The sequence below is a fragment of the Pseudomonas chlororaphis subsp. piscium genome (assembly GCF_003850345.1).
Lineage (GTDB): Bacteria > Pseudomonadota > Gammaproteobacteria > Pseudomonadales > Pseudomonadaceae > Aquipseudomonas > Aquipseudomonas piscium.
Genome location: NZ_CP027707.1, coordinates 4,263,857 through 4,288,185 on the forward strand (window position 1 = coordinate 4,263,857; position 24,329 = coordinate 4,288,185).

At 64.6% G+C, this 24,329-nt stretch carries 20 protein-coding genes; 13 read left to right on the plus strand and 7 right to left on the minus strand.

Annotated features, from left to right (window positions below):
• Nucleotides 1-7: 7 nt before the first annotated feature.
• The 3 genes from uvrC to C4K38_RS19255 form a co-directional block, all read right to left on the minus strand.
• The gene (gene uvrC, locus C4K38_RS19245; RefSeq protein ID WP_053279749.1) at nucleotides 8-1,831 is read right to left on the minus strand and encodes an excinuclease ABC subunit UvrC; all 1,824 of its coding nucleotides are present in this window, start codon (nucleotides 1,829-1,831) and stop codon (nucleotides 8-10) included.
• A 2-nt stretch (nucleotides 1,832-1,833) separates the two neighbouring features.
• Entirely contained in the window at nucleotides 1,834-2,475 is a 642-nt protein-coding gene (gacA, locus tag C4K38_RS19250) for a response regulator transcription factor GacA (RefSeq protein ID WP_009049615.1), read from the minus strand.
• A gap of 145 nt (nucleotides 2,476-2,620) precedes the next feature.
• Nucleotides 2,621-2,986 (minus strand): helix-turn-helix domain-containing protein, encoded by a 366-nt coding sequence (locus C4K38_RS19255; protein WP_025810112.1) that lies wholly within the window; start codon nucleotides 2,984-2,986, stop codon nucleotides 2,621-2,623.
• A gap of 81 nt (nucleotides 2,987-3,067) precedes the next feature.
• Between C4K38_RS19255 and C4K38_RS19260 the strand changes: the two genes are divergently transcribed.
• Nucleotides 3,068-3,298, plus strand: a complete 231-nt coding sequence (locus C4K38_RS19260; protein ID WP_025810110.1) for a DNA-binding protein — start codon at nucleotides 3,068-3,070, stop codon at nucleotides 3,296-3,298.
• Between the two features lie 57 nt (nucleotides 3,299-3,355).
• Here the strand turns inward: C4K38_RS19260 and C4K38_RS19265 are convergent, their stop codons facing one another.
• Together C4K38_RS19265 and C4K38_RS19270 are read right to left on the minus strand one after the other, a co-directional pair.
• Entirely contained in the window at nucleotides 3,356-3,802 is a 447-nt protein-coding gene (locus C4K38_RS19265) for a GNAT family N-acetyltransferase (protein ID WP_053279750.1), read from the minus strand.
• Nucleotides 3,799-4,557, minus strand: coding sequence for a carbon-nitrogen hydrolase family protein (locus C4K38_RS19270; protein WP_053279751.1), 759 nt, complete (start codon nucleotides 4,555-4,557; stop codon nucleotides 3,799-3,801). The genes C4K38_RS19265 and C4K38_RS19270 overlap by 4 nt, the downstream gene beginning before the upstream one ends.
• A gap of 642 nt (nucleotides 4,558-5,199) precedes the next feature.
• Between C4K38_RS19270 and C4K38_RS19275 the strand changes: the two genes are divergently transcribed.
• The 12 genes from C4K38_RS19275 to C4K38_RS19330 all read left to right on the plus strand — a co-directional run bounded on the left by C4K38_RS19275 (nucleotide 5,200) and on the right by C4K38_RS19330 (nucleotide 21,851).
• The gene (locus tag C4K38_RS19275; RefSeq protein ID WP_053279752.1) at nucleotides 5,200-6,291 is read left to right on the plus strand and encodes a 3-deoxy-7-phosphoheptulonate synthase; all 1,092 of its coding nucleotides are present in this window, start codon (nucleotides 5,200-5,202) and stop codon (nucleotides 6,289-6,291) included.
• Between the two features lie 210 nt (nucleotides 6,292-6,501).
• Complete coding sequence (locus tag C4K38_RS19280) at nucleotides 6,502-6,783, plus strand: peptidylprolyl isomerase (RefSeq protein WP_007924449.1); 282 nt, start codon at nucleotides 6,502-6,504, stop codon at nucleotides 6,781-6,783.
• Between the two features lie 135 nt (nucleotides 6,784-6,918).
• Complete coding sequence (locus tag C4K38_RS19285; RefSeq protein ID WP_053279753.1) at nucleotides 6,919-8,787, plus strand: extracellular solute-binding protein; 1,869 nt, start codon at nucleotides 6,919-6,921, stop codon at nucleotides 8,785-8,787.
• Nucleotides 8,787-9,848: a microcin C ABC transporter permease YejB gene (locus C4K38_RS19290; protein WP_053279754.1), complete on the plus strand. Its 1,062-nt coding sequence runs from the start codon at nucleotides 8,787-8,789 to the stop codon at nucleotides 9,846-9,848. The genes C4K38_RS19285 and C4K38_RS19290 overlap by 1 nt, the downstream gene beginning before the upstream one ends.
• Nucleotides 9,848-10,870 (plus strand): ABC transporter permease, encoded by a 1,023-nt coding sequence (locus tag C4K38_RS19295; protein WP_053279755.1) that lies wholly within the window; start codon nucleotides 9,848-9,850, stop codon nucleotides 10,868-10,870. The genes C4K38_RS19290 and C4K38_RS19295 overlap by 1 nt, the downstream gene beginning before the upstream one ends.
• A 29-nt stretch (nucleotides 10,871-10,899) precedes the next feature.
• Nucleotides 10,900-12,474, plus strand: a complete 1,575-nt coding sequence (locus C4K38_RS19300; RefSeq protein WP_053279756.1) for an ABC transporter ATP-binding protein — start codon at nucleotides 10,900-10,902, stop codon at nucleotides 12,472-12,474.
• 173 nt (nucleotides 12,475-12,647) lie between these two features.
• Nucleotides 12,648-14,066, plus strand: a complete 1,419-nt coding sequence (locus tag C4K38_RS19305; RefSeq protein WP_053279757.1) for a sigma-54 interaction domain-containing protein — start codon at nucleotides 12,648-12,650, stop codon at nucleotides 14,064-14,066.
• 286 nt (nucleotides 14,067-14,352) lie between these two features.
• A complete protein-coding gene (locus C4K38_RS19310) occupies nucleotides 14,353-15,744 on the plus strand; it encodes a GntP family permease (protein ID WP_053279758.1) in 1,392 nt (463 codons plus the stop codon).
• Between the two features lie 7 nt (nucleotides 15,745-15,751).
• The gene (locus C4K38_RS19315) at nucleotides 15,752-16,537 is read left to right on the plus strand and encodes a 3-hydroxybutyrate dehydrogenase (RefSeq protein ID WP_009049626.1); all 786 of its coding nucleotides are present in this window, start codon (nucleotides 15,752-15,754) and stop codon (nucleotides 16,535-16,537) included.
• 154 nt (nucleotides 16,538-16,691) lie between these two features.
• The gene (locus C4K38_RS19320; RefSeq protein WP_053279759.1) at nucleotides 16,692-18,647 is read left to right on the plus strand and encodes an acetoacetate--CoA ligase; all 1,956 of its coding nucleotides are present in this window, start codon (nucleotides 16,692-16,694) and stop codon (nucleotides 18,645-18,647) included.
• A 338-nt stretch (nucleotides 18,648-18,985) separates the two neighbouring features.
• A complete protein-coding gene (locus C4K38_RS19325; RefSeq protein ID WP_053279760.1) occupies nucleotides 18,986-21,523 on the plus strand; it encodes a PAS domain-containing hybrid sensor histidine kinase/response regulator family protein in 2,538 nt (845 codons plus the stop codon).
• A 52-nt stretch (nucleotides 21,524-21,575) separates the two neighbouring features.
• Entirely contained in the window at nucleotides 21,576-21,851 is a 276-nt protein-coding gene (locus tag C4K38_RS19330; RefSeq protein ID WP_007932676.1) for a peptidylprolyl isomerase, read from the plus strand.
• Between the two features lie 171 nt (nucleotides 21,852-22,022).
• Here the strand turns inward: C4K38_RS19330 and C4K38_RS19335 are convergent, their stop codons facing one another.
• Both C4K38_RS19335 and C4K38_RS19340 read right to left on the minus strand, forming a co-directional pair.
• Nucleotides 22,023-22,940 (minus strand): sugar kinase, encoded by a 918-nt coding sequence (locus C4K38_RS19335; RefSeq protein ID WP_053279761.1) that lies wholly within the window; start codon nucleotides 22,938-22,940, stop codon nucleotides 22,023-22,025.
• 154 nt (nucleotides 22,941-23,094) lie between these two features.
• The gene (locus C4K38_RS19340) at nucleotides 23,095-24,312 is read right to left on the minus strand and encodes an amino acid deaminase (RefSeq protein ID WP_053279762.1); all 1,218 of its coding nucleotides are present in this window, start codon (nucleotides 24,310-24,312) and stop codon (nucleotides 23,095-23,097) included.
• Between the last annotated feature and the right edge of the window lie 17 nt (nucleotides 24,313-24,329).

Consider the following 24,329-nt stretch of genomic DNA (forward strand, 5'->3'; position numbering starts at 1 on the left):
TTCTCCCCTACTCACTATGCAAGTTCGCATAAATCAGTTCAGCGAGCTTTTTACTGATCCCCGGTGCCTTGGCGATTTCGTCGATACTTGCGCGGGACAGCTCCTGCAATCCGCCAAAATGCTTCAGCAGGTCGCGGCGGCGCTTGGGGCCGACGCCGGCCACGCCTTCGAGGGTCGAGGTGCGGCGGGTCTTGCCGCGGCGCGCGCGGTGGCCGGTGATCGCGAAACGGTGAGCCTCGTCGCGGATCTGCTGGATCAGGTGCAGCGCCGGTGAGTCGCCCTTGAGGGTGAACTCATGGGCCGCATCATTGAGGTAGAGGGTCTCGAAACCGGCCTTGCGCGTCGCGCCCTTGGCCACCCCCAGCAGGATCAGGTCGGGTACCGCCAGCTCGTTGAGCACATCGCGGGCCATGGACAGTTGGCCCTTGCCGCCGTCCACCAGCAGGATGTCCGGCAGTTTGCCCTCGCCGTCCTTGAGTTTGCTGAAGCGCCGGGTCAGGGCCTGGTGCATCGCCGCATAGTCGTCGCCGGCGGTGACGCCTTCGATGTTGTAGCGCCGGTAATCGGACTTCAGCGGCCCTTCCGGGCCAAACACCACGCAGGAGGCCACGGTCGCCTCGCCGCTGGAGTGACTGATGTCGTAGCACTCCAGGCGTTGCGGCGGTTCGTCCAGGTTCAGCACTTCGGCCAGGGCTTCGAAACGTGCCGCCACATGCTGCCGGTTGGCCAGGCGCGCGCTCAGGGCCTGCTCGGCGTTGGTCACTGCCAGTTGCTGCCAGCGCGCCCGCGTGCCGCGCACCCGGTGGCTGATGCTCAGCTCGCGACCGCGCAAGGCCTGGATCGCGGTGATCAGGGTCGGGAAGTCTTCGTGGACCACGTTGACGATCAGCTCGCTGGGCAGGTCGCGCTCGGGGCTGCTGAGAAAGTACTGGCCGAGGAACGCCGACATGACCTCGGCCACCTCCTCCTCGATACCCACCTGGGGAAAGAAGTTCTTGCTGCCCAGCACCCGACCGCCACGCACGCTGATCAGGTGCACGCAGGCGCCGCCCGGGTTGACGAAGGCCGCCACCACGTCCACATCGCCGCTGCCGCCTTCCATGCTCTGCTGGTCCTGCACCCGCCGCAGCAGGGAGATCTGGTCGCGCAGTTCGGCGGCTTTCTCGAAGTCCAGGGTACTGGCCGCCTGCTCCATGCCGGCTGACAGTTCATCGGTCAGGGCATTGCTGCGCCCTTCGAGGAACATCACCGAGTGGCGCACATCTTCGGCGTACACCTCGGCCTCCACCAGGCCGACGCACGGTGCCTTGCAGCGCTTGATCTGATACTGCAGGCACGGCCGGGTGCGGTTCTTGTAGTAGCTGTCCTCGCACTGGCGAACCATGAAAGTCTTTTGCAGCAGACTCAGGCTCTCGCGGATGGCCCCGGCGCTGGGGTACGGGCCGAAGTACTTGCCCTTCTGCTTTTTCGCCCCGCGATGGATGCTGAAACGCGGAAACTCACCGTCCGACAGAAACACATAGGGATAGGACTTATCGTCGCGCAACAGGATGTTGTACGGCGGCCGCCACTCCTTGATCAGCGTCTGCTCGAGCAGCAGGGCCTCGGTTTCGTTGGCGGTGATGGTGGTTTCGATCTGCGCGATGCGCCCCACCAGGGCAGCCGTCTTCGGCGCCAGGCCAGTCTTGCGGAAGTAGCTGGCCAGGCGGCTCTTCAGGTTCTTGGCTTTACCGACGTAGAGCAGGCGCGCATCGCTGTCGAACATGCGATACACGCCGGGACGGCCACTGCAGGTGGAAAGAAAAGCACTGGGATCAAACGGGTCGGTCATTGTCAGGCACTGGCATCGACCATGCCGTGGCGAACCGCCAGCAACGTCAGTTCGACATCGCTGCTGATCGAGAGCTTCTCGAAGATACGGTAACGGTAGGTATTCACGGTTTTCGGAGACAGGCACAGCTTGTCGGAGATGATCTGCACTTTCTGGCAGCCGACAATCATCAGCGCAATCTGGATCTCGCGCTCCGACAAGGCGTCGAACGGCGATTCACTGGACGGCTGGAATGACTTGAACACCAGTTGCTGGGCAATCTGCGGGCTGATGTAACGCTGGCCGGCAAACACCAGACGGATGGCCTGCACCATTTCATTGAGGCCCGCGCCCTTGGTCAGGTAACCCGCCGCGCCCGCTTGTAGCAAGCGGGTCGGGAACGGATCTTCTTCACACACAGTGACGGCCACGACTTTGATATCCGGGTGACTGCGCAACAATTTGCGCGTGGCTTCAAGACCGCCGATCCCGGGCATCTTGACGTCCATGAGGACCACATCGGGTTTCAATTCTCGGGCCTTGAGCAGGGATTCCTCCCCTGACTCGGCCTGACCGACCACTTGCAGGCCATCGATGTCAGCCAACATTCGTGTAATACCTGTACGAACGAGATCATGGTCATCGACTACTAGCACCCTAATCAAGCAGACACCTCGCGATTTGGTCTTATAGGTTGCCGGACACCTTAGCAAAAAAGCAGCGTGCTGACCTAATGACAAGCGCCATATAAAAAGCACCTGCTCACCAGGGGTATCCGGTGGATGGTTAATGCGCTGCGAACGCCCTGCCCTAAGGCTCTCGGGCGTCCGCCTTTCTTTTCATCAGGCTGCAAACCGAAAGCTCGGCAAGGGTATGGGTCAGGTGCCGGATCGCGTCCTGATCTTCCTTGTACAAGGCCCGATAACTGACGAGGATTTTCTCCTCGCTCTGGCTGAGATTCTCAGCGCTGGTCGGGGTCCGCCTGCCGGTCAATATATAAAGGACATCGACCCCTTTTGCCGCCACCCGGGACAAGTAGTCCGCCTTGGGTACCCGGTCTCCACTTTCATATCTGCCTTGGGCATTGGCTTCCACGCCGCCAACTTCACCAAATTTTTTCTGCGACAACCCCAGGCGTTCCCTTTCCTGTCTTAACCGCGAACCGATTCCACTCATTTGGATGTATGATCCTTTTTTATGCACCCCTAGGGGTGTTACACCCTTCAAGCATTGAACAAATTTGAACGGTTTTGAACTATGCCCGGTATCCGCACTGCCGCACAAGCCAAGGCCTGGCTTGAACATCAAGGTAAATCGGTTCAACAGTTCGCCCGTGAACACGGGGTCGATCCAGCCACCACCTACCAGGTACTGGCCGGCCGCAAGAAAGGACGACGCGGAGAGGCGCACAAGGTGGCCGTATTGCTGGGCATGAAAGACGGCATCATCCTTGCCGAGCCCGAGGGCCCCGACCAGGAACCCGCCTGACCCTCGACTGCCACCACATTCTTCGGGACGACCACCACCCCGCACAGCAACCAGCGGCTATGCATCCGCGGCGCTGCTTCGCTCCATCCGTAGAAAACACTCGTCTTCCCCGACCACCTTCAGCCCCATGCGCCCATAAAGCGCCTGCGCCGGGTTGTCCTTGAACACCGTCAACCGTAGCAGCCCGCGCCGTTCGCCGCGCGCCATCGCCAGCAACTGTCCGAGGGTCCAGGCCCCGGCACCTTGCCCGCGAAACGCCTCGAGCACATGCAACTCGCGAATATACAAAGCCCTGGAGTCGCGACTCAGGCTGACGAACCCCAACACCCTGGCGCCCTGGCAGATCAGCAGGTTCTCCCGCCCGGCCCAGGCCACATCGAAGGCTTCATCCAGCCACAACAGATCATGACGAATGTAATAACCCAGCATGCTGCTGCGGGTCAGGTCGCGGGCGAAAACCAGATCCTCCGGGGTGCCGGCCGGACGCAGTTGGAAGCCGTTCAAGGCGCTTCGACCTTCAACTGCTGGCCGCTCCAGTGACCGTCGGTGCGCCGGGCGATCAACAGTTCATCGCCAGTGCCCGTCGCGGTCACGATCAGCCCGCCGTCCGGGCCCCAGATCGCGCTGCGACCGGCCGACACCCAGCCTCCGGTCGGCCCGCCGTGGTTGGCCATCAGCACCAGCATGGCGTGCTCCACGGCATAGCCCTGCAACAAGGCAGTGTCCACGGCGTAGCCTTTTTCGCTGATCAGCACCCCGGCGGCATAGATGCCGGCACCGGACTGCACCGCCGCACGCGCATGGCTGGCCTGGGAGAAATCGGCGCACACCGCCAGGGCGACTTGATCCTCGGCGAACCTCAGGTTCGCGCCACCCGTGCCGGGGCTAAATACCAACTCCTCGCCAGCATGCAGATGCTGCTTGCTGTACACCGCCAGCGAACCGTCGGCGGCCAGCACCAGGGCGCCAATCAACAGCGGTCCCTCGACCGACAGGCGAATGGGCATGCCCACCACCGCCGTCACCCCCAACTCCCGGGCCAGGTCGCGCAACGGCTGCAACAGCGGGCTCTGCGGCAATAGCGCCAGCTCGGTCGCCAGCGCGGGCTCGTAACCGGTCAGGGACAGCTCGGGAAACACCAGCAATTGCACGCCCTGCTGCGCCGCAGCGCGGATAAAGGCCTGGTGTCGGGCGATATTGCCCGGCAGGTCGCCAGCGATGGAAACCGCTTGGGCGGCAGCAAGGGTCAGCGGGGTCATGATGGGTCCTGGATGAGCAGCAATGAGGGCGTGGCGAGTGTGTCATAAAACCTCAAAGCGCTTAACTCATAGGCACTGACTGGCAAGGCAATAGGATTTTCTGATTGAACCGCGACCCCGGCCTCTAGTAAGCTCGGCCCACTTCACGGAGAAACAGCATGTCGTCCCTCACCCTTTCCATGCATCGTCACACTGCCAGCGCCTCGCGCGCCGGTGCGGCTGCCTGGGTGAAAAACGCCTGCGCTCCAGCGAGCTTTTATTTTGGGTATTGGTTTAGCCACTGGCGCGCCTGATACCCAAACGGCGCCCACTTGAACGGGTCGCCTACCAGAGAAAATCTCACCCCCGGTCGGCCTCCCGACCGGGGGTTTTGTTTTTCTGGGCCGAAGATTTTTAACCACGACTTTCAAGCGACACATCGAACTTACCGAGGATTCAAACCATGAACTACAGCACCTATTACCGTTACGACACCTGCTCCGCCTGGCGATTTAGCAGCCTCCGTTCGGGACAGCCTGCCGCCTCCGATCGGTCACCTACTGGTGGCAAACACACCTGCACAGCCAATCCGGCCAATTGTCGAACACCCCAGTAGGGCCGCGCGCGGGACACCACCCGCCGCCTGCCCAGGAAGCCTTGAATATGAACTCGTCCGTATCCGCTCTGCCGCTGTCCACCCGCAACTGCGCCAACGAAACCCTGACCCAGCGCCTGCCCAGCTCGCTGGAGCTCAAGCAGCAACTGCCGCTCAGCCCGGCCCTCAGCCAGCAAGTCGCCGCCCATCGCCAGGCGGTGCGCGCCATCCTCAACGGTGAAGACTCCCGTTTGCTGGTCGTCGTCGGCCCCTGCTCGATTCACGATCCCCAGTCCGCCCTGGAATACGCCAGCAACCTGGCCAGCCTGGCCGCCGAGGTCAGCGACGAGCTGCTGCTGGTGATGCGCGCCTACGTCGAAAAACCCCGCACCACCGTCGGCTGGAAAGGCCTGGCCTACGACCCGCGCCTGGACGGCAGCGACGACATGGCCGGCGGCCTGACCCTGTCCCGTGAACTGATGCGCGAAATGCTCCGCCTGGGCCTGCCGATCGCCACCGAATTGCTGCAACCCATGGCCGCCGGCTACTTCGACGACCTGCTGAGCTGGGTCGCCATCGGCGCGCGCACCACCGAATCGCAGATCCACCGGGAAATGGCCAGCGGCCTGGGCATGCCCGTGGGCTTCAAGAACGGCACCGACGGCGGCGTCGGTATCGCCTGCGACGCCATGCGCTCGGCGGCCCACCCGCACCGCCACTTCGGCGTCGACAGCCAGGGCCATCCGGCAGTGATCCAGACCCCGGGCAACCCGGACACCCACCTGGTGCTGCGCGGCGGCCATCGCGGCCCGAACTACGATCGCCAGAGCGTGGCCCAGATCCGGCACGACCTGCAGAAGCTGAAGATCCCGGCGCGAATCATGGTCGATTGCAGCCATGCCAACAGCGGCAAGGACCCACTGCGCCAACCGGCGGTGTTCGACGAGGTATTGGAGCAGCGCCTGCAGGGCGATTCGTCTCTGGTCGGGGTGATGCTGGAGAGCCATCTGTTCGAGGGTTGTCAGCCCCTGAGCCCGACGCTGCGCTACGGGGTTTCGGTGACAGACGGTTGCCTGGGCTGGGACGCCACCGAGCAGCTGCTGCGCAATGCCGCCCGGCAGCTGCGCAACGCCCGGCAAGACATTCCCGCTTCCGCCTGATCCTGGGACTGTAGGAGCGAGGCTTGCCCGCGATGAAGGATGATACGGTGTACCTGACCCACCGCGTCGCCTGTATCGCGGGCAAGCCTCGCTCCTACAGATAAGCACCTCGACCGGCCATCCTTTGCTGCAATGCCTTGACGGAACTTTGACGAGAAATAGGCCACACAATCCGGTAGGCTCACCACTTTCTTGAAAGGAGCAACTCCCATGGCCAAAGCCACTGCCCGTCACATCCTCGTTGCCAGCGAAGCCAAGTGCAACGAACTGAAAGCCGAGATCGAAGCCGGCGCCGACTTCGCCGAAGTCGCCAAGAAGAACTCCACCTGCCCATCCAGCCGTGACGGCGGCAACCTCGGCTCCTTCGGCCCAGGCCAGATGGTCAAGGAATTCGACACCGTAGTGTTCAGCGCCCCGGTCAACGTCGTGCAAGGCCCGGTGAAAACCCAGTTCGGTTATCACCTGCTGGAAGTGACCAGCCGCCAGGACTGATCCTGTCGCGATTTGCGTGAACGACGGCCCGCCCCTTGGTGGGCCGTTGTGTTTGGGCTACGGCCCGCGCTGGTCAGCAGCGCGCCGGTAGCGTACAAATCGTGATCATCGATCACCCGGCTCTTAAGGCTGACAATGCGCCTGCTTTTCCCCTCCATGATCTTCACCGCCCTGGCCCTGCTGCTGGGGACCGCGAGTGCCGACGCCGCACCGCAACACGCCCTGACCGTCTATGGCGAACCGGCCAAGTACCCCGCCGGCTTCAGCCACTTCGCCTACACCAACCCTCGTGCGCCCAAAGGCGGAAGCATGCGCCGCTCGGCCATCGAAATCGGCCGCTTCGACCATGTGCTGCCCTACATCGACAAAGGCATCGGCGTCTCGCAACTCGACGGCTATATCTATTCGCCGCTGGCCCAGCGCTCGCTGGACGAGCCCTACACCGTCTACGGCCTGGTGGCACAAAAGATGGAGCGCGCCGATGACGGCCTGTGGCTGCGTTTCTACCTCAACCCCAAGGCGCGCTTCGCCGATGGCAAGCCGATCACCGCCGAGGACGTGCGCTACACCTATAACCTGCTGATGACCCAGGGCAGCCTGCGTTATCGCACCCAGTTCGCCGACGTCAAGGACGTCGAAGTCGAATCGCCGCGGGTGATCCGCTTCGACTTCAAGAGCAATGAAAACCGCACCCTGCCCCTGGATATCGCGGCCCTGCCGGTGCTCCCCGAGCACTGGTGGAAGAGTCGCGACTTCGCCGGCGGCGGTGGTTACGAAGCGCCCCTGGGCAGCGGCCCGTACAAGGTGAGCAAGGTCGACAACGGCAACAGCATCACCTTCACCCGCGATGCCGACTGGTGGGGCAAGGACCTGCCGGTCAGCCGTGGCCTGTACAACTTCGACCGCTTCAGCATCGAGTACTTCGGCGACACCGACGTCGCCCGCCAGGTGCTGCGCGGCGGCGCCTACGATTACAACCGCGAGTTCTCCGCCACCGGCTTCTCCATCGGCTACGACGGCCCGGCCCTGGACGACGGGCGCCTGCAAAAGGCCCACCTGGCCAAGGAGGCGCCGCAACCGGCCCAGGGCTTCGTGTTCAACCTGCAAAAGCCGATGTTCCAGGACCGCCGCGTGCGCCAGGCCCTGGCCATGCTCTGGGACTTCGAGTGGAGCAACCGGCAGATGATGCGCGACCTGTACATCCGTCAGCAGAGCTTCTTCTCCAACAGCACCCTGGCCGCGCGGGCGCTACCGGATGCCGAGGAACTGAAGATCCTCGAACCGCTGCGCGGGCAGATTCCCGACGAAGTCTTCACCCAGGTCTTCCAGGCGCCGAAAACCGACGGCAGCGGCCTGATCCGCGACAAGCAACTGCAAGCCCTGGCCCTGCTCGAAGCGGCCGGCTGGAAACCCGACGGCGACACGCTGGTCAACGCCGACGGCGAGCCGCTGCGCTTCACCTTCCTCAATAGCCAGAGCGGCATCGAGCGCCTGCTGCTGCCCTACAAGCGCAACCTGGCGCAGATCGGCATCACCCTGGAGATCCGCCGCATCGACGCCTCGCAGTACGTCAACCGGCTGATGGCCCGCGACTACGACATGATCGTCACCGGCTACCCGGTGACCACCTCGCCGGGGCTGGAGCTGTACAACTACTTCGGTTCGGCGGCGGCCAACGACCCTGGCTCGAGCAACCTGATGGTGCTGAAGAACCCGGCGGTGGACAGCCTGATCACCGGCCTGGTCAAGGCCACCACCCAGCCGCAGATGTTGCGCTATGCCCATGCCCTGGACCGCGTACTGCAATGGAATTACTACTGGATCCCCAACTACTACCCGCCAGGAACCTCCACCGTGTGGTGGAACCGCTTCGGCATGCCGGCCATTCCCGCCAGCAATGACGAAGCCATCGAAAGCTGGTGGGAAATGAGCCGCACGCCCCTGACCAACGAGCAAATGGCGGCCGAGCGCATCCAGCGCGGCCAGCCTGGAGGGCCGCACTGATGCTGGCGTATATCCTGCGGCGCCTGCTGCTGATCATCCCCACCCTGCTGATCATCCTGCTGGTCAACTTCGCCATCGTCCAGGCGGCCCCCGGTGGCCCGGTGGAACAGGCCATCGCCCGCCTGCAAGGCATAGGTGGCGGCGGAAACCTCGGCGGTTCCAGCGACGGCATCAGCGGCAACTCGCGGGCCAGCCGTGGCCTAGACCCGCAGCTGATCAAGGACATCGAGAAACAGTACGGCTTCGACAAGCCGGCCCACGAACGGCTGTGGCTGATGCTCAAGAGCTATGCGCAACTGGACTTCGGCAAGAGTTTCTTCCGCGGCGCCACGGTCACCGAGCTGATCCTGCAAAAGATGCCGGTGACCATCTCCCTCGGCCTCTGGGCGACCCTGATCACCTACCTGGTGTCGATCCCCCTGGGGATTCGCAAGGCGGTGCACCACGGCAGCCATTTCGATATCTGGAGCAGCACCGCGATCATCATCGGCTACGCCATGCCGGCCTTCCTGTTCGCCATGTTCCTGATCGTGCTGTTCGCCGGCGGTACCTCGCTGAACTGGTTCCCGGTGCGCGGGCTGGTCTCGGAGAACTTCGAGCAACTGAGCACCCTGGGCAAGATCGCCGACTACTTCTGGCACCTGGTGCTGCCGGTGACTTCCCTGGTGATCGGCGGTTTCGCCACCCTGACCATCCTCACCAAGAACTCGTTTCTCAACGAAATCACCCGCCAGTACGTGGTCACCGCCCGGGCCAAGGGCCTGAGCGAGCGCCGGGTGCTGTACGGCCATGTGTTCCGCAACGCCATGCTGCTGGTGGTCTCGGGCATTCCCCAGGCCTTTATCAGCGTGTTCTTCGCAGGATCCCTGTTGATCGAGGTGATTTTCTCCCTCGACGGCCTCGGGCGCATGAGCTACGAGGCCGCGGTGTCGCGGGACTATCCGGTGGTGTTCGGCTCGCTGTTCATCTTCACCCTGTTCGGCCTGCTGATAAAACTCATCGGCGACCTCTGCTACACCCTGGTCGACCCGCGTATCGACTTCGCCGCGAGGAACGCCTGATGCTCAAGCTCTCCCCGCTGGCGCGCCGGCGCTTCGACCGTTTCAAGAAAAACCGCCGTGGCTGGTGGTCGCTGTGGCTGTTCGTCGGCCTGTTCATCCTCACCCTCGGCGGCGAGCTGATCGCCAACGACAAACCGCTGGTGGTCAGCTACCAGGGCTCGCTGTATTTCCCGGTGTTCAAGCGCTACACCGAGCAGGAGTTCGGCGGCCAGCTGCCGTTCCAGGCCGACTACCGCAGCGACTACGTGCAGAAGCTGATCCGCCAGGACGGCGGCTGGCTGCTGTTCCCGCCGATCCCGTTCAGCGAAGACACGCCCAACTACGACCTCAGCCGCCCCGCCCCGAGCCCGCCGACCGCGGTCAACTGGCTGGGCACCGACGACCAGGCGCGGGACGTGCTGGCCCGGGTGATCTACGGCGCCCGGGTGTCGATTCTGTTCGCCCTGGCCCTGACCTTTATCAGCGCCCTGATCGGCATCGCCGCCGGTGCCCTGCAGGGTTATTACGGCGGCTGGGTCGACCTGCTGGGCCAACGCCTGCTGGAGGTCTGGTCGGGGCTGCCGGTGCTGTACCTGCTGATCATCCTTTCCGGTTTCGTCGAGCCGAACTTCTGGTGGCTGCTGGGGATCATGGCGCTGTTCTCCTGGCTGGCCCTGGTGGACGTGGTGCGCGCCGAGTTCCTGCGTGGGCGCAACCTGGAATACGTCAAGGCCGCCCGCGCCCTGGGCCTCAACGACCGCAAGGTAATCGTGCGGCATATCCTGCCCAACGCGATGAACGCCACCCTGAGCTACCTGCCGTTCATTCTCACCGGGGCGATCTCCACTCTCACCGCCCTGGACTTCCTCGGCTTCGGCATGCCGGCCGGCAGCGCTTCCCTGGGCGAGTTGATCGGCCAGGGCAAGCAGAACCTGCAGGCGCCCTGGCTGGGCCTGACGGCATTTTTCACCCTGGCGCTGATCCTGTCGCTGCTGGTGTTTATCGGCGAGGCGTTGCGCGATGCCTTCGATCCACGTTCTTGAGCCATGTTCCTGACCAAGCGGATGCTGAAATGACTGACAACCTGATCGAAATCCGCGACCTCAACGTCGCCTTCGGCACCCAGAAGGTGGTGCGCGACCTGTGCCTGGACATTCGCCCTGGCGAGTGCCTGGCCCTGGTCGGCGAGTCGGGTTCGGGCAAGTCGGTGACCGCCCATTCGATCCTGCAATTGCTGCCCGACTGCGACACCCACAGCAGCGGCAGCATCCGCTACCGCGGCCAGGAATTGCTCGGCGCCGAAGCCCGGACCTTGCAGAAACTGCGCGGCGACCGCATCGCCATGATCTTCCAGGAGCCGATGACCTCGCTGAACCCGCTGCACAGCATCGAGAAGCAGATCGGCGAAACCCTGCTGCTGCACAAGGGCCTGGGTGGCAAGGCGGCCCAGGCGCGGATCCTCGAACTGCTGCGCCTGGTAGGCATCCAGAAACCCGAGGAACGGCTCAAGGCCTACCCACACCAGCTCTCCGGCGGCCAGCGCCAGCGGGTGATGATCGCCATGGCCCTGGCCTGCGAACCGGAGCTGCTGATCGCCGACGAACCGACCACCGCCCTCGACGTGACGGTGCAGCGCAAGATCCTGCTGCTGCTCAAATCCCTGCAACAACGCCTGGGCATGTCCCTGCTGCTGATCAGCCACGACCTCAACCTGGTGCGCAGCATCGCCCAGCGTGTGTGCGTGATGAAGGCCGGGCAGATCGTCGAACAGGCACCCTGCGAAACCCTGTTCAGCGCGCCGCAGCATCCCTACAGCCGCGTACTGCTCAATGCCGAGCCGGAAGGCGAAGCCCTGCCCCGGGACGAGCGCGAAGTGGTGCTGCAGGTGGACGACCTGAACGTGCAGTTCCAGATCGGCGGCGGGCTGCTGCGTCGCAAGCAATACCTGCGGGCGGTGGACGGCATCAGCCTGAGCCTGCAACGGGGCAAGACCCTGGGCATCGTCGGCGAGTCCGGCTCCGGCAAGTCGACCCTCGGCCAGGCGATCCTGCGCCTGCTGGATTCCGAAGGCAGCATCCGCTTCCAGGGCGAGGCCCTCGACGGCCTCAACCAGAAGCAGTTGCGGCCGTGGCGCAAGCAGATGCAGGTGGTGTTCCAGGACCCCTTCGGCAGCCTCAGCCCACGGATGTCGGTGCAACAGATCATCAGTGAAGGGCTGGAGGTGCACAGCCACTCCACCGCCCAGCAGTGCGAACAGCAGGTGATCCAGGCGCTGGAAGAAGTCGGCCTGGACCCGGCCAGCCGCCATCGCTACCCCCACGAGTTCTCCGGTGGCCAGCGCCAGCGCATCGCCATTGCCCGCGCCCTGGTGCTCAAACCGGCGCTGATCCTGCTGGACGAACCCACCTCGGCCCTCGACCGCACCGTGCAGAAGCAGGTGGTGGCGCTGTTGCGCCAGCTCCAGGAGCGGCATGGCCTGACCTACCTGTTCATCAGCCATGACCTGGCCGTGGTCCGCGCCCTGGCCCACGACATGATCGTGATCAAGGATGGCAAGGTGGTCGAACGCGGCCCCAGCCACGAAGTGTTCGAAGCGCCGCAGCATCCCTACACCCAGGAACTGCTGGCCGCCGCCCACCCGGCCTGAACCTGTCCTGTAGGAGCGAGGCTTGCCCGCGATAGATGCGACGCGGTGTACCTGCAATACCGCAGCGCCTGAATCGCGGGCAAGCCTCGCTCCTACAGACGCTAACCCTGATGGTCGCGTCGCCGTGAAGATTCCCGGCATAATCGGCGCGCGCGCCCTTCAGGACCTTCCCCATGAACGACACCGAAAGCCTCAAGGATTACCAGCGGGTTCGCCAACTGGCGATCCGTTCGCTGTTCGAGATCATCGAGCAATCCAGCGAGGGCACGGTGATCGTCGACCGCGATGCCAATATCGTCTGGATGAACGAGCGCTACGCCCGGCGCTTTGGCCTGGAGTCGGCGGCGTTCGCCATCGGCAAGGCCTGCGAAAGCGTGATCCCCGGCAGCCTGCTGCGCGAAGTGGTGCGCACCGGGCGGCCGATCCTGCTGGACATGCAGGACACCCCCAAGGACCCGCTGGTGGTGATGCGCCTGCCGATCCATGACGACGCCGGGGCGGTGATCGGCGCCATCGGCTTTGCCCTGTTCGACGAGCTGCGCAGCCTGTCGCCGATGCTCAAGCGCTACCTGAGCATGCAGGAAGAGCTTGCTTCCACGCGGTCGCTGCTGCGGGCACGGCAGACCAAATACAACTTCGCCCACTTTATCGGCACCAGCGCCGCCAGCCTGGAAGTCAAACGCCGTGCCCGGCGCAGCGCCAGCGCCGACTCGCCGGTGCTGCTGCAAGGCGAGACCGGCACCGGCAAGGAGTTGCTGGCCCAGGCCATCCACGCTGCGTCGCCACGGGCGCACAAGGCCTTTGTCAGCATCAACAGCGCGGCGATTCCCGAAGCCCTGCTGGAGGCCGAGTTCTTCGGCACCGCCCCCGGTGCCTTCACCGGTGCCGACCGCAAGGGCCGCGCCGGCAAGTTGCAGATCGCCCAGGGCGGCACGCTGTTTCTCGACGAGATCGGCGACATGCCCCTGCCCCTGCAAAGCAAGCTGCTGCGGGTGCTGCAAGAGAAAGAGTTCGAGCCGGTGGGCTCCAACGAGGTGATCCAGAGCGACGTGCGGGTGATCGCCGCCACCTCCACCGACCTGGAAGCGGCGATCAAGCGCGGCGAATTCCGCGCCGACCTGTACTACCGCCTCAATGTGCTGCCGATCCAGGTGCCGCCGCTGCGCGAACGCCTGGACGACCTGCCGGCCCTCAGCGAAGCCATCCTCGAAGAACTGCGCAGCCAGCACGAGTTGACCCCCGATGCCCTGGCCCTGCTCGGCCAGCACGCCTGGCCCGGCAATATCCGCGAGCTGCGCAACGTCCTGGAGCGGGCCGCCCTGCTCAGCGACGACCTGATGCTCAATGCCGGCGACCTGCGCGCGGCCATCGGCACCTTCAGCCCGGTGCCGCGCGCCGCCAGCGTCCAGGCCGCCGAGGTGCAGCCCAACGAAACCTTCGCCGCGGCGCGGGAGCGCTTCGACCGCCAGGTGATCGAGACGGCCCTGGCGCACTGCAGCGGCAAGGTGGTGCAAGCCGCGGCGCGCCTGGGGCTGGGGCGCTCGACCCTGTACAAGAAGATGGCGGCGCTGGGGATCGAAGAGTCTCAATAAAGAGACACTGATCTCCATACAGAGAAAGAGCCAGCGCTACGCGCTGATCGCGGGCAAGCCTCGCTCCTGCAAGGCCTACGCGCTTCTGTAGGAGCGAGGCTTGCCCGCGATAAGGCCCTATCGGCCACCAAAACTCTCAAAACAGAGACAAAGCTTCGCTTCCACTCTCCAAAACCATAAAAATATTGTTATTTATCAACTACTTAAATACATGGCACAAAACTCGCTATAGCCCCTTCCACACCCGCAACACCCTACAAAAATAACAATCCTGGAGAGACACACCATGAGTGTGATCATTGCCCTGGCAGCCCTCGCGCTGCTGATGTTGGCTGCTTACCGTGGCTACAGCGTTATCCTCTTTGCCCCCATCGCCGCCCTCGGCGCCGTCCTGCTCACCGACCCGTCCGCCGTGGCGCCCGCCTTCACTGGCGTGTTCATGGAGAAGATGGTCGGCTTCATCAAACTCTACTTCCCGGTATTCCTGCTTGGCGCGGTGTTCGGCAAGCTGATCGAGCTGTCGGGCTTCTCCCGTTCCATCGTCGCGGCGGCCATCCGCCTGCTCGGCACCCGCCAGGCGATGCTGGTGATCGTGCTGGTCTGCGCCCTGCTGACCTACGGTGGCGTCTCGCTGTTCGTGGTGGTGTTCGCGGTCTACCCGTTCGCCGCCGAGATGTTCCGCCAGAGCAATATCCCCAAGCGCCTGATCCCGGCGACCATCGCCCTCGGTGCGTTCTCCTTCACCATGGACGCCCTGCCCGGAACCCCGCAGATCCAGAACATCATCCCCAGCACCTTCTTCAACACCACCGCCTGGGCCGCGCCCTGGTTGGGGGTGATCGGCACCATTTTCGTGTTCTGCGCCGGCATGCTGTTCCTCCAGCGCCAGCGCAACAAGGCGTACAAGGCCGGTGAAGGCTACGGCAGCGACCTGCGCAACGAGCCGGAAACCGCCGCCGATCTGCAGTTGCCCAACCCCTGGATCGCCCTGTCGCCACTGTTGCTGGTGGGCCTGATGAACCTGCTGTTCACCCACTGGATTCCCCTGTGGTACGGCAAGACCCATAGCCTGGCCCTGGCCGGCATGGCCGCCCCGGTGCAGACCGATGTCACTAAGCTCACTGCCATCTGGGCGGTCCAGGCCGCCTTGCTGGTGGGCATCATCGTGGTCCTGGTGTGCGGCTTCTCGGCCATTCGCGGCAAGCTCGCCGAGGGCAGCAAGAGCGCGGTCAGCGGCGCCCTGCTGGCGGCGATGAACACCGCCTCGGAATACGGCTTCGGCGCGGTGATCGCCTCCCTGCCGGGCTTCCTGGTGCTGTCGGACTGGCTGAAAAGCATCCCCAACCCGCTGGTCAACGAAGCCATCACCGTGACCCTGCTGGCCGGCATCACCGGCTCCGCCTCGGGTGGCATGAGCATCGCCCTGGCGGCCATGTCGGAGACCTTCATCAGCGCCGCCCACGCCGCCAACATCCCCCTGGAAGTGCTGCACCGCGTGGCCGCCATGGCTAGCGGCGGCATGGACACCCTGCCGCACAACGGCGCGGTGATCACCCTGCTGGCGGTCACCGGCCTGACCCACCGCCAAGCCTACAAGGACATTTTCTGCATTACGCTGATCAAGACCCTGGCCGTCTTCGTCGTGATCGCCACTTTCTACGCCACCGGCATTGTGTGAGGTATTCATGAGCAATCTTGCGGGCAAGACCGCCCTCGTCACCGGCTCCACCAGCGGCATTGGCCTGGGGATCGCCCTGAGCCTGGCCAAGGCCGGCGCCAACCTGATCCTCAACGGCTTCGGCGATGCCTCGACAGTGATCGCCGAGGTCGCGCGCCTCAACAAAGACAGCGGCGGCAAGGTCGGCCATCACCCGGCCGACGTCAGCGACCCGGCGCAGATCGCCGACATGCTCGCCTACGCCGAGCGCGAGTTCGGCGGCGTCGATATCCTGGTCAACAACGCCGGCATCCAGCATGTGGCGGCGGTGGAGGAATTCCCGGTGGAGCGCTGGGACTCGATCATCGCCATCAACCTGTCGTCGGTGTTCCACAGCACCCGCCTGAGCCTGCCGGGCATGCGTGCCAAGGGCTGGGGGCGGATCGTCAACATCGCCTCGGTGCATGGTCAGGTCGGCTCGGTGGGCAAGGCCGCCTATGTGGCGGCCAAACACGGAGTGATCGGCCTGACCAAGGTGGTCGGCCTGGAAACCGCCACCAGCAACGTCACCTGCAACGCCATCTGCCCGGGCTGGGTCCTGACCCCGCTGGTGCAGAAACAGATCGACGACCGCGCCGCGGCCGGTGTCGACCCGCAACAGGCGCAGCACGACCTGCTGGCGGAAAAACAGCCGTCCCTGGAGTTCGTCACGCCTTCGCAGTTGGGCGAGTTGGTCCTATTCTTGTGCAGTGAGGCCGGCAGCCAGGTGCGTGGCGCGGCATGGAATATCGACGGCGGCTGGTTGGCGCAATAAGTCGCTGTAGCCGCTGCCGCAGGCTGCGATCGACCGGAACGGTCGTGGCGTACTCAATCCTTCGGACCTTATCGCAGCCTTCGGCAGCGGCTACAGGTAGAGTTGGACCCGCTTTGTGTGTGTGTGTGTGCAGCAGAAAAACAAGAGGCTACCCATGTCCGAATTACTCTGGCAACCCAGTGCCGAGCGCATCAGCAAGACCCGCATGGAAGCCTTCCGGCGCTTGATCAATCACCGTTATGACCTGGACATCGACGACTACCCGGCCCTGCACCAATGGAGCATCGAGCAGCGCGAAGCCTTCTGGCAGGCCATAGTCGATTTCTTCGATGTCGAGTTCCATGCGCCCCCCAGCGCGGTGCTGATCGAAGGCAGCAGCATGCCCGCCGCCCAGTGGTTTCCCGACGCCACCCTGAACTTCGCCGAACACCTGCTCAAGCGCCGTGACGATGGCGTCGCGGTGGTGGCGATCAACGAGAACGGCCAGCGCGAACAGCTGACCTACAACCAGCTGGCGGCCCATGTCGCCGGCCTGCAACAGAGCCTGCGGGCCGCCGGCGTCGGCCTCGGCGACCGGGTCGCCGCCTGCATGCCCAATACCTGGCAGACCCTGGTGGGCATGCTCGCCACCACCAGCCTCGGGGCCGTCTGGTCCAGCTCCTCGCCGGACTTCGGCACCCAGGGGGTGATCGACCGTTTCGGCCAGATCGAACCCAAGGTGCTGATCACCTGCGCCGGCTACCGCTATGCCGGCAAACAGATCGACCAGACGGCCAAGGTCAACGAAATCCTCGAACGCCTGCCGTCCCTGCAACAGCTGATCGTCGTGCCGTACGCCCGGCCCGAAGCCCGCGCCGAAGACTTCCGCACCTCGGCCAGGGTTGCGCTGTGGGACGACTTCTACCGCCCCGGCGGCGAGCCCCAGTTCGTCGCCGTACCCTTCTCCCACCCGCTGTACATCCTCTATTCCAGCGGCACCACCGGCGTGCCCAAGTGCATCCTCCACAGCACCGGCGGCGTGCTATTGCAGCACCTCAAGGAGCACGGCCTGCACTCCGACCTGCACGCAGGCGAGGTGCTGTTCTACTACACCACCTGCGGCTGGATGATGTGGAACTGGCTGGTCTCCGCTCTGGCGGTGGGCGCCACGGTGCTGTTGTACGACGGCTCGCCGTTCCACCCGGCGCCCGAACACTTGATCGACCTGATCGACCAGGAAGGCATCAGCGTCTTCGGCACCAGCCCCAAGTACCTGGTGGCGCTGGAAAAGGCCGGCATCGAGCCACGCCAAAGCCATTCCCTGACCAGCCTCAAGACCCTGCTCAGCACCGGCTCGCCGCTGTCGCCGCAGAGCTTCGACTACGTGTACCGGGCGTTCAAACAGGACCTGTGCCTGGCCTCCATGTCCGGCGGCACCGATATCATTTCCTGCTTCATCATCGGTAACCCGTTGTTGCCGGTGCACCGCGGCGAAATGCAGGGCAAGGGCCTGGGCATGGCCGTGGAGGTGTGGAACGACCAGGGCCAGGCGGTGATCGGCGAAAAGGGCGAACTGGTCTGCACCCGGCATTTCCCGGCCATGCCCATCGGCCTGTGGCACGACCCGCGGCACGAGAAGCTGCGCGCCTCCTACTTCAGCCAGTTCCCCGGGGTCTGGGCCCAGGGCGACTATGCCGAGCAACTGGCCCATGGCAGCTGGCTGATTCACGGCCGCTCCGATGCCGTGCTCAACCCCGGCGGCGTGCGCATCGGCACCGCGGAAATCTACCGCCAGGTGGAGAAACTCGAGCAGGTGCTGGAAAGCCTGGCCATCGGTCAGCAATGGGACAACGACGTGCGGGTGGTGCTGTTCGTCCGCCTGCAGGACGGCGTGCAACTGGACGATGCCCTGCAGGAGCAGATCCGCCAGGTGATCCGCGCCAACACCACGCCCCGCCACGTGCCGGCGAAGATCCTCGCGGTCAGCGACATTCCCCGGACCATCAGCGGCAAGATCGTCGAACTGGCGGTGCGCAACGTGGTGCACGGGTTGCCGGTGAAAAACACCGACGCCCTGGCCAACCCCGAGGCGCTGGAGCAGTTTCGCGATCGGGTGGAATTGCGCAGCTAGGCCTTGAGGGCCCCTTCGCGGGCAAGCCTCGCTCCTACAGAAGCGCGTATTGATCGCCATGGTGTGTACGACTCCCCCTGTAGGAGCGAGGCTTGCCCGCGATGAGGCCGGACGTGCTCAACACAAATTCCGCCCCCCGCGAAACGGGCCATCCGCGGAAATCGCTGCCCCTGTAGCCGCTGCCGCAGGCTGCGATCGGCCCCGCAGGGGCCGCAAACCTGGCGACGCAGTCTGCCTGACGGATCGCAGATACCTCCCTTGCGCCGGCTACGCCGTCGATCGCAGCCTGCGGCAGCGGCTACAATGCCGGCGTGATGCACGCTCAGGACACCCCCGACATGAACGCCCCCACCTCCGGCAGCGAAGCCGAAACCCTGATTGCCCGGCTGGACTGGGCCGCCACGCCGCTGGGCGCGGTCGACCACTGGCCGCAGAGCCTGCGCACCGCGGTGGACATCGTGATCCACTCGCCGATGCCGATGCTGCTGTTGTGGGGCGCGCAGCTGACGCAGATCTACAACGACGGCTTCGCCCTGCTGGCCGGCAACAAGCACCCCGGCGCCTTCGGCCAGTCGGCCCACCTGACCTGGCCGGAACTCAAGGACTTCGCCGCACCGATCTACAGCGCCGTGCTGCAAGGCCAGGTGCGCACCTTCAGCGAAAAACCCTTCACCCTGCAGCGCCACGGCCGTGAGTCGGAGGTCTGGCTGGACCTGACCTACAGCCCGATCCGCGACGAAAGCGGCGAGGTCGCCGGAATCCTGGTCACCAGCATCGAAACCAACGAGCGCCGACGCATCGCCCTGGAACTGGAGCAGCGCTCGGCGGCCAGCCTCAAGGCCCAACACGAAACCGAAGAGCGCCTGCAACTGGCACTGGCGGCGACCGACGCCGTCGGCACCTGGGACTGGGACATCGGCGACGACCGTTTTATCGCCGACGCCCACTTCGCCCAACTGCACAGCATCGACCCGGCCCTGGCCGGGCAACTGCCCATCAGCGAATACCTCAAGGGCGTGCACCCGGAAGACCGCGGCATGGTGGCGCGCAGCATCAAGCACTGCATCACCCACGGCACCGAGTACGCCGAGGAATACCGCCTGCAACAGCCCGACGGCCAGATCCGCTGGGTCTTCGCCCGCGGGCGCTGCTACAAGGATCACCACGGCCGGCCGGTGCGTTTCCTCGGCGCCGCCCTGGACCTGACCGACCGCAAGCAGATGGAACAGGCGCTGCGCCAGAGCCAGACCGAGCTACAGCTGATCATCAACGCCATGCCGGTGCTGATCGGCTACGTCGACCACGAAGAGCGCTTTCGCCTGAACAACAGCGCCTACCTCGACTGGTACGGCTTGACCCCGCAGGAACTGTACGGCCGGACCATCCGCGAGGTGATCGGCGACGCCCTCTACGCCACTCGCGCCGACAAGATCGCCGCCGCCCTGGCCGGCAAGCCCTGCAGCTTCGAAGCCAAGACGCCGCACCGCGACGGGCGCACGCGGCATGCGCTGATGAAGTACCTGCCGCGCTACGGCGCCGATGGCGCGATCAATGGCTTCTACATCTTCGTGATCGACGAAACCGAGCGCAGACAGACCGAGGAGGCCCTGCGCCACCTCAACGAAACCCTGGAAGAACGGGTGGCCGAGCGCACCCAGGCGCTGGCCGCCGCCAACCAGCGCCTGCAGAGCGAGATGTTCGAGCGCGAGCGCGCCGAAAACGCCCTGCGCCATGCGCAGAAGATGGAAGCTGTGGGCCAGCTCACTGGTGGTATCGCCCATGACTTCAACAACATGCTCACCGGCATCATCGGCAGCCTGGAACTGATGCAGCGCTACATCGACGACAATCGCAGCGCCGAGATCGGCCGTTTCACCGAGGCCGCGATGTCCTCGGCCAAGCGCGCGGCCGCCCTCACCCATCGCCTGCTGGCGTTTTCCCGTCGCCAGTCGCTGGACCGCCGGCCACTGGAGCCGAACCAGCTGGTGCGTTCGCTGCACGACCTGTTCAACCACACCAAGGGCGAACATATCGAGCTGAAGATGAACCTGGGCGACAACGTCTGGTCGATCAACAGCGATGCCAGCCAGCTGGAAAACGCCCTGCTCAACCTGGTGATCAACGCCCGCGACGCCATGCCCGACGGCGGCGTGCTGACCATCGAGACTGCCAACAGCTACCTCAACGGCAGCGACCTCAATACCCTGGAGCCGGTCAAGGCCGGCGACTACGTGATGCTCGGCGTCAGCGACAACGGCGCCGGCATGACCCCACGGGTGCTGGCCAAGGCCTTCGATCCGTTCTTCACCACCAAGCCCATCGGCCAGGGCACGGGCCTGGGGCTGTCGATGATCTATGGCTTCGCCCAGCAATCCGGCGGCCACCTGACCATCACCAGCGAACCGGGCCAAGGCACCTGCGTGCGCCTGTACCTGCCACGCCTGCACAGCGCCGTCCAGGCCGACAGCCCGGTACAGGCCAGCGTCGAAGCGCCGTACGCGGTGGCCGGCGAATCGGTGATGCTGGTGGAAGACGACCCGGCGGTGCGCATGCTGGTGCTCAACGTGCTGCGCGAGCTGGGCTACACCACCTTCGAGGCCGAGGACGCCAAGAGCGCGCTGCCATTGCTGGAGTCCGAGCGGCGCGTCGACCTGCTGGTGACCGACGTCGGCCTGCCGGGCATGAACGGCCGACAACTGGCGGAAATCGCCCGCCAGCAGCGGCCGCAGCTCAAGGTCCTGTTCATGACCGGCTACGCGGAAAAGGCCGCCGAGCGCCAGGGCTTTCTCGACGCCGGCATGGACCTGATCGCCAAGCCGTTTTCCATCGAGGCCCTGGCCCAGAAGATTCGTCAGATGATCGGCCAGCAGGGCTGATTTCAGGCATAATCCGCGACCGCCGTCCGCACCGTTCCAAGGTAACCGCCCCATGAAAGCCCAAGCCCGCCACATCCTGGTGAAAACCGCCGAAGAGGCCGAACAGCTCAAGCAGCGCATCGCCAAGGGCGAGGCCTTCGACGTGCTGGCGAAGAAATACTCCACCTGCCCCTCCGGCAAACGCGGCGGCGACCTGGGTGAAGTACGGCCGGGGCAGATGGTCGGGGCCATCGACCAGGTGATCTTCAAGAAGCCCCTGCGCACCGTGCACGGGCCGATCAAGAGCAAGTTCGGTTATCACCTGGTGCAGGTGTTCTACCGTGATTGACCGCGTCGCCTGACAACGCATCGCGGGCAAGCCTCGCTCCTACAGAAGCGACCAGATACCCCTGCAGCCGCTGCCGCAGGCTGCGAACGACCGGAACGGGCGTGGCGTACTCAAGATCGCTGAAGGTCCTTCGGCCCTTATCGCAGCCTGCGGCAGCGGCTACAGGTTGCCTCAGGCTCTTGGAATCAACGCCCCCGGCACCTGAATCACCCGGCTCGCCAAGCGATGCCCCGCCTCTGCCGCCTGCTGCGGGCTACCGCCGCGCAAGCGACACGCTAGATACGCCGCACTGAACGAATCCCCCGCCGCCGTGGTGTCCACCACCTGCTCCACCCGCTGCGCCGGCACCTCGAACGACTCGCCGCCACAGCGGATCAGGCACGCTTCGGCGCCACGCTTGAGCACCACTTCGGGGGTATCCGGGTAAGCGGCGAACACCGCCGCACCGTCGCCATGCCCGAACAACGCCAGCTCGTCATCCAGGGTCAGCAACGCCAGATCGACATAGGCCAGCACCTGGCGATAAGCCGCCTGCGCCTGCTCCACCGAAGCCCAGAGCCGTGGCCGGTAGTTATTGTCAAAGACGATCCGCGCCCCGCGCTTGCGTGCTTCAACCAAGGTATCGATGAGTTTCTTGCGCCCCTGCTCGCCCAGCACCGCCAGGGTGATGCCGCTGAAATACAGCACATCGTAGGCCGGCAGCGCCGCCAGGATTGGCTCGGCCGCAGGGGTGGTGAAACAGTCGCGCACCGCCGCTTCGTTGCGCCAGTAAAGAAAACGCCGCTCGCCCTTGGCGTCGGTCTGGATGCAGTACAGCCCGGGCAAACGCCCCGGCAGGCGCTGGACCATGCCCAGGCCAATGCCTTCCTCGGCCCAGCTCTGGCACATGGCATCGCTGAAACTGTCGTCACCGAGTGCGGTGACATAGTCGACATAAGCGCCCTCGCCCAATTCACGGGCCAGGTACACCGCAGTATTCAGGGTGTCGCCGCCAAAGCTCTGTTGCAGGCTGCCGTCGGCGCGGTGTTGCAGTTCAATCATGCATTCGCCGATCAGGGCGATGCGTTTCCCAGCATTGGAAGTGTTCATGGAGGTGTCTCTGACAATTTTTTGTTGTTGGAAAGGACGTCATCGCGGGCAAGCCTCGCTCCTACAGGTTCACGTCGTTTCCGCCATGGCGATCAACACGCGCTTCTGTAGGAGCGAGGCTTGCCCGCGATCACCTGCGCAGCAGGTGCCAGCCTTAGAAACAGGTCTCCATGCTCTCCAGCACATCCAGCCGCTCATCCACCAACAACCCGGTGCGCCACTTATCAAAGGTCAAACACGGGTGCGAGGTACCGAAAGAAATAATGTCCCCCACCCGCAACTCAACCCCCGGCGCCACCGTCATGAACGCGTGCTGGTCCATCACCGCCGTGACCTTGCAGGCGCTGACATCATCGCCCTTGGCCGGCACTACACCCGGCTTGTAGCGCAACAACGGCACCGGCAACCCGGCGTCATAAGCCACATCGCGCTTGCCCAGGGCGATCACCGCGAACCCCGGCTCCGGCAGGGACTGCACATGGGCCCAGACTTCCAGCGCCGGGCGCAGGCCTTCGTGCAGGTCGCTGCGACGGTCGAGCACGCAGCACTGTGCCTCTTTATAGATGCCGTGGTCATGAGCCACATAACTGCCGGGGCGCAGCACACTGAGGAAACGCCCCTGGGCGTTCTGCGCCTCGAAGGATTCAGCGATCAAGTCATACCAGGCCGAACCCGAGGCAGTGATGATCGGCTTATCGATGGCGAACAACCCGTCGTCCTGCAACTGCACCGCCAGGCGCACCAGGGACGCGGCAAACTCACGAATGCCACTCACCGCGTGATCGCCATGGATCACCCCTTCGTAACCCTCGATGCCGCACAAGGCCAAGGCCGGTTGCGCCTTGATTGCGCGCGCCAGCTCCAGCACTTCCTGCTCGCTGCGGCAGCCACAACGACCGCCGACCACGCCGTATTCGATCATCACGTTCAGGCGCACCCCGCGCGCGGCAAAGAACTGCCCGAGGTCGGCGACGTTGTCCGGGTGATCGACCATGCAATAGAAGTCGAAACCCGAGTCGGCCAGCAGCTCGGCGATCAGCCCCATGTTCGGCGTACCCACCAGCTGGTTGGCCATCAACACCCGGCGCACGCCGTGAGCGTAAGCCGCGCGGGTCTGCACCGCGGTGGCCAGGGTGATGCCCCAAGCGCCCGCCTCCAGCTGCCGACGAAACAGTGCCGGGGTCATGCTGGTCTTGCCGTGGGGCGCCAGCTCGGCGCCGCTGTCGCTGACGAACTTCTGCATCCAGCGGATGTTGTGCTCCAGCGCCGCGCGATGCAGCACCAGGGCCGGCAGGCTGACATCGCGCACCAGGCTGACGCCGGGTTGGGCCGCGCCCTTTTCCACCGCTGCGTTGGTCAATACAGAAGACATATTCGAACTCCTTACAG